The organism is Symplocastrum torsivum, assembly GCF_059505465.1.
On the sequence record NZ_JCACKQ010000108.1, the window covers coordinates 1 to 6,085 of the forward strand.

A 6,085-nucleotide genomic window follows, 5' to 3' on the forward strand; every position below is an offset into this window, starting at 1 on the left:
TAACTAATTAATCCATCGGTTGTTTTCCTCTGACTTATTCAGCAAGCCCTAATTAGCTGTCTAACAAACTCAATGTCGTTTTATTGATAAACAGATTTGTCGCATTTTCAGCAGATAAAGGACGGCTCAAAAGGTAGCCCTGCATACCATCGCATTTCACCGATCGCAAAAACGTCAACTGTTCTTGTGTTTCAACTCCCTCAGCAATCACTTCCAGCTTCAGTCCATGCCCTAACGCAATAAGGGCTTTAACAATCGCCGCATCAAACGAATCCGTCACCAACTCCCGGACAAAGGATTGATCAATTTTTAACTTATCGAGAGGGAAGTGTTTCAAAGACGACAAAGAAGAGTAGCCTGTACCAAAATCATCAACTGCAATTTGAATCCCCATACTACGCAACGTCCGCAATACGGAAATCGTTACTGGGATATCATGCATTGCAATACTTTCAGTGATTTCCAATTCTAAATAACGTGCGTCTAGCTTCGTTGACTCCAGCACTTGTGCGATAATATTTACCAAATTTTTTTGCTGGAACTGAAGTGCCGAAAGATTCACCGCCATCCGTATCGCGGGCAATCCTAGGGACTGCCAAGTGCGATTTTGGGCGCAAGCCGTCCAGAGTACCCATTCCCCGATCGCATTAATCAAACCCATTTCTTCTGCCAGGGGAATAAACACACTGGGTGAAATAAAACCTGATTGATTCTGCCAGCGAATTAATGCTTCCATCCCCACAATCTGACCCGTTCGTAAGTCGATTTGTGGCTGGTAATGTAATCGGAACTCTTGGCGTTCTAAGGCTTTATAAAGATTGTTTTCCAAAACCAATCGCTCTTGTGCCTTTGTGCCAATTGCAGAGGTATAAAGCTGATAGTTGTTACGTCCCTGCTGCTTGGCACGGTACATGGCAGCATCCGCATTCTTCAACAACGTCTCAGCGTCTTCCCCATCATAGGGAGCCAACGCAATTCCTAAGCTTGCCTTAATGTGTAGTTCTTGACCCTCAAGCTTGAGGGGAGCGTTGAGAGTATCCAAAATCTTGGTAGCAATTTTAGCCGTGTCTTCTGCATTACCAATCGGAAACAGCAACAAAGTAAATTCATCTCCACCCCAACGGGCAAGAACGTCTTCTGGACGCAGACATCCCCTCAACCGTTCAGCGACAATTTGCAATAGCCGATCGCCTACAGCATGACCAAGAGTGTCGTTAATGGTCTTGAAATTATCCAAATCGAGAAACACTACAGCGAGCATTTCTCCATAGCGGTGTGTATGAGCTAGTGCTAAAGAAAGCCGTTCATCAAACAGCATTCGGTTCGGCAAACCCGTCAGTTGGTCATGAGATGCTTGATGCTGAAGCATTGCTTCAACACGCCGTTGCATCACTGCCATGTACAGGTGAATCCCCAGCGCTTGCGCTAGTTTAATGTCTTCTGGTGTCCACGCCTTTGCCTGTCCTTTGGTGACTTCTCGCCAAGCTTCAAACGAGACACGAGGGCGTAGGTTACGGGTGTCGATATCCCTACATCCAGCCCACAGGGTTTCTGTTTCAATCTCATTACGAAAGATAGTGAGGCAGCCCACACATTGCTGATGATACTGGAGAGGCACAATTAGTAGGCTACGGATAATAGTTTCCGAAAATGCCGAAACTATTTTTTGTAGTGAGGGTTCTTTGTAGAGGTCAGAAATCGTGTAGAGATGAGAAACCACTCCACCAGCGCCAGAATAGCTGGTAGAAGAAGGCATCAATGATTCTGTCGGTGCAATTTCCCAGGTTTCAAGTCCTGATTCTTCTACAGAGGCATCCTCACAAGAATTCATCAGGCGCTGCCAAAAGCTAGTTTCTTCAATCCAGGGTAGGGTTGGCTGGTCTCCAGTTGTATAAAGTTGAGCCGCTTGACCTGTGGGTTCAGCGGTGATGTAAAGTCTGCCACTTGACCCTTCCAAGGCAATAACGGCTTCCTCCAGAACAGTCTGCCGGATTTTTGTCACTTTTGAGGGGGAGTGAAGCCGACTACTGATTTGGTTGATTTTGCCTTCATGATAGGCTTGAAGACGGGCGCGGTTGAGCAGATCAGATTGGGCGATCGCAATTGATACTTGATCAACCAACAACTGAACAATTTGCAACTCTCTCTCTTCATAGTGTCGTGGCTCTAGATGGTGCGATACCAACAACCCCCATAATTCGTTTTGATGTAAAATCGGCACAACTAGCGAGGAACGCACCCCCATTGTTGTGAGATATTCCTGGTGGCAGGCATCAACTGGGTAATGGCGAATGTCTTCTCGAACCAAGGTTTTACCAGTTTCAGGGGAGTCTAACTGGTTAAGCGTCTTACGACCTGCAACAACATCAACAATCACCCGCTGACGAGCTTTGACAAACAGTTCGCGGGCAACTGGGGGAACATCTTCAGCAGGAAAGCGTAACCCCAAAAGAGGCGGTAAGCGCTTATTATTAATTGACTCCGCAATCACTTCCCCAGTTTGGTCAGACCCAAAGCGGTAAATCTTAACACGGTCTGTATTAAGAAACGAACGGATTTCTTGTACTGTTGTTGCCAAAATCTCTTGCAGTTCTAGGGATTGGCGAATCCGAGTACTCAGCCGATTGAGCAAACTTTCTCGGTCTAAAGCTTGCTTACCTGGTCGTTTAATTTTCCGACGAGCCATCCCTGGCACTCCTCAAACAAATTAATGTAGGCTTTCCTACCTTCATTCCTATTAGTGGTAGCCTACGATACTAGAGTAAATAGAAGTAAATGGAACTCTGTCCCCATATCTATTTTTGGGTTGGGTTATGAGGTTTATTGACGAATCAGTGACAAGAACCAGAGTGGTGAGGCTGTGATGTCAAACTCAAGAAGGATAAACAAGGTATGAATGCGATCGCAAAGCGGGACGCTGCTGCGTCCATCGCCCAAAAACTTGAACCAATCGTTGGTGATGGCATCTGTGATTGGGAAAGCTTAGAGCCTAGATGGCGAGAGCAGATTGCAAAAGCAAACAATACAGAAAACTTACTCAGTGGCGTAGTTTACCCTAGCATAGCTGAAGAACTTGCCCATGTCATGAGCCTCGCTCACCACAACACTTGGAGTGTTCTGCCTTGCGGCTGCGGCAGCAAACTGGGCTGGGGAGGTGTGAGCAAAGACATTGATTTAGTCGTTAGTACCGAACGCCTCAACCGTATAATTGAACACGCAGTTGGTGACCTGACAGTTACCGTAGAAGCTGGAGTCAAATTCGCCGACCTACAAAATGTTCTCACCAAAACCAATCAATTTCTCCCCCTAGAACCCGCCTATCCTCAAGACGCAACGATTGGTGGAATTGTTGCAACCGCCGATAGTGGTTCTCTGCGTCATCGCTACGGCGGCATTCGGGATATGCTGCTTGGTCTTTCCTTTGTCCGTAGTGATGGGCAAATTGCCAAAGCGGGTGGTCGAGTCGTGAAAAATGTCGCAGGTTACGACTTGATGAAGCTATTTACTGGCTCTTATGGGACGCTGGGCATTATTACGGAAGTAACGTTACGAGTTTATCCTGTACCTGAAGCAAGCGGAACTGTAGTGTTGACGGGTGAGGCAGAAGCGATCGCATCGGCAACAAAAACCTTACTAGCTTCCGCTTTGACTCCTACTGCCGTTGATTTATTATCCACCCAACTTGTCAGTCAACTCAGTCTTGGTCAGGGTATAGGCTTAATCGTTCGCTTTCAAAGTGTAAGTGAATCGGTTAAAGAACAGTCTTCTCGGTTACTCGAAGTTGGACAGCAATTAGGATTATCAGGCACTTTCTACACCGAAGCTGATGAAGTAAAGCTATGGCAACAATTGCCAGAACAAATCTGGGAATCAACACAGCCGCCAGCAATTACTTGCAAAATAGGGGTATCACCTACTGCTGCCGTTGCAACCTTGACTAAACTAGACGCTCTAACCGCCTCGTCAGCATTAGGATTAATTCACGCTGGGAGTGGATTAGGGTTATTGCGACTCGACCCAACCGTGACAACACCGCAGACAATCTTAGAACTGCGAGGTTATTGCCAAACACAAAGCGGCTTCTTGAGTGTTCTAGAGGCACCTCTTTCTCTTAAGCAACAGCTAGATATCTGGGGTTACAACGGCAATGCTTTAGAGATTATGCGTCAAATCAAACAGCAATTTGACCCAAAAAACCTTTTAAGCCCCTCCCGATTTGTGGGCGGGATTTAGATTTCAAAAACCATACTAAGCAAAGATTTAAGAAAATACAGGGAATATGCAGACTTCATCGACCACACCCAATACTGAATTGCCAAAACTGGACACCTCTGGAGAGATTGCCCCGACAGCCTCAACCTCCAATTTTGATGCCCAGCATCCTCCTGAACAAAAGCTAATTGATACCTGTGTTCACTGTGGGTTTTGCCTCTCCACCTGTCCCAGTTATCGGGTGATTGGTAAGGAGATGGATTCTCCCAGAGGTCGAATTTATCTGATGGATGCCATCAAAAACGGTGAGGCTACTCTTGGCGAGGCAACAGCGCAACATTTTGATACTTGCTTAGGGTGTCTCGCTTGTGTCACAACTTGCCCCTCCGGAGTCCAGTACGACAAGCTGATTGCGGCAACTCGTCCTCAAGTTGAGCGAAACTATCCCCGTTCTCTCCCCGATAGACTACTTAGAACCCTGATCTTTAGCCTATTCCCTTATCCGAAACGTTTGCGTCTCCTGCTTGCTCCCCTCTATCTTTATCAGAAGTTGGGAGTACAAAAGCTGGTTCGCTCTACTGGTTTGCTTAAGAAAGTCTTCCCTCGCTTAGCCGCGATGGAGTCGATTTTGCCGCAACTCACCCTAAAGACTTTCCAAGACACCTTACCAGATGTCATTCCCGCTCAAGGAGAAAAACGTTATCGAGTTGGTGTGATTCTCGGTTGTGTGCAGCGCTTATTCTTCTCACCCATCAATGAAGCAACTGTGCGGGTTTTAACGGCGAATGGTTGTGAAGTCGTCATCCCGAAAACTCAAGGGTGTTGTGCCGCGTTGCCAGAACATCAAGGGCAAACCCAACAATCACACGCCTTGGCGCGACAGATGATTGATAGCTTTGAAGGCACAGGCGTTGATGCTGTCATTATCAATGCGGCGGGGTGTGGTCACACTTTAAAAGAATACGGTCACCTCCTGGCAGATGACCCAGAGTATCGCGAAAAAGCCAAAGACTTTGCAGCTCAGGTAAAGGATGCTCAAGAATTTTTAGCTCAAGTGGGACTGACAGCAAAGCTTTCACCACTGACTGATAATCAACTGACACTGGTTTATCAAGATGCTTGTCACCTATTACATGGGCAGAAAATCAGTATGCAACCCCGCCAATTGTTACGAAAAATTCCAGGAGTGAAGTTGCGAGAACCGATAGATGCGGCTTTGTGTTGTGGCAGTGCTGGTGTCTACAACCTACTACAACCAGAAGTCGCCGATGAATTGGGACAACAAAAAGTCGAAAATCTACTCAATACAGGTGCTGAATTGATTGCCTCGGCTAATCCTGGCTGTACGTTACAAATTACCAAACATTTGCGCTTAAAAGGAAAGGAGATTGCTATTAAGCATCCAATGGAATTGTTAGATTATTCGATTCGAGGCATTCATCTCAATCTTTAACTCCATGCCTCCTCAAGTTGTTCGCTCTCGTCATCACGATCATGTAGCGGCTGTGCTGGGACGAGAGCGTCAAGTGTACTATGCAATTATGCGATCGCAGTTTGCACAGCAATCTAAAAAAGTCGTTCTTCCCCTCAGTTCTGAAGCAAATAGTTGTGCATTAGACCTTACTTAGTAGGAAGCGTGAGCGTTGGCTTGGCGGTTAGAAACCGCAGCTACACAAACAAAACCTGCCTATCGCGCTTGCGCTGCGCGTAGCGCACCACGCAGGTTTCAAAATCCTTAACGGGACTTAAACAAATTTCAAGCCCAAACAAAGCCCAAACTAGCTTTGTAAGCTAGAAATACGTCCCTATTGTGGTTCGACCACTCGATAAAACGAAAAGACATCGCTGTCCGAAACGCCTCTAATGCATCAAC

The 6,085-nt window shown here is 46.5% G+C and carries 4 protein-coding genes; 3 read left to right on the top strand and 1 reads right to left on the bottom strand.

Annotated features, from left to right (window positions below):
• Window positions 1-52 precede the first annotated feature (52 nt).
• Entirely contained in the window at window positions 53-2,686 is a 2,634-nt protein-coding gene (locus AC5JL3_RS25060) for a bifunctional diguanylate cyclase/phosphodiesterase (RefSeq protein WP_496077063.1), read from the bottom strand.
• A 206-nt stretch (window positions 2,687-2,892) separates the two neighbouring features.
• Between AC5JL3_RS25060 and AC5JL3_RS25065 the strand changes: the two genes are divergently transcribed.
• The 3 genes from AC5JL3_RS25065 to AC5JL3_RS25075 are packed head-to-tail and all read left to right on the top strand — an operon-like array spanning window position 2,893 to window position 5,840.
• Window positions 2,893-4,233: an FAD-binding oxidoreductase gene (locus AC5JL3_RS25065; RefSeq protein WP_496077064.1), complete on the top strand. Its 1,341-nt coding sequence runs from the start codon at window positions 2,893-2,895 to the stop codon at window positions 4,231-4,233.
• Window positions 4,234-4,279: 46 nt separating this feature from the next.
• Window positions 4,280-5,665: a (Fe-S)-binding protein gene (locus AC5JL3_RS25070; RefSeq protein ID WP_496077065.1), complete on the top strand. Its 1,386-nt coding sequence runs from the start codon at window positions 4,280-4,282 to the stop codon at window positions 5,663-5,665.
• A 4-nt stretch (window positions 5,666-5,669) separates the two neighbouring features.
• Entirely contained in the window at window positions 5,670-5,840 is a 171-nt protein-coding gene (locus tag AC5JL3_RS25075) for a hypothetical protein (protein WP_496077066.1), read from the top strand.
• Window positions 5,841-6,085: the final 245 nt, after the last annotated feature.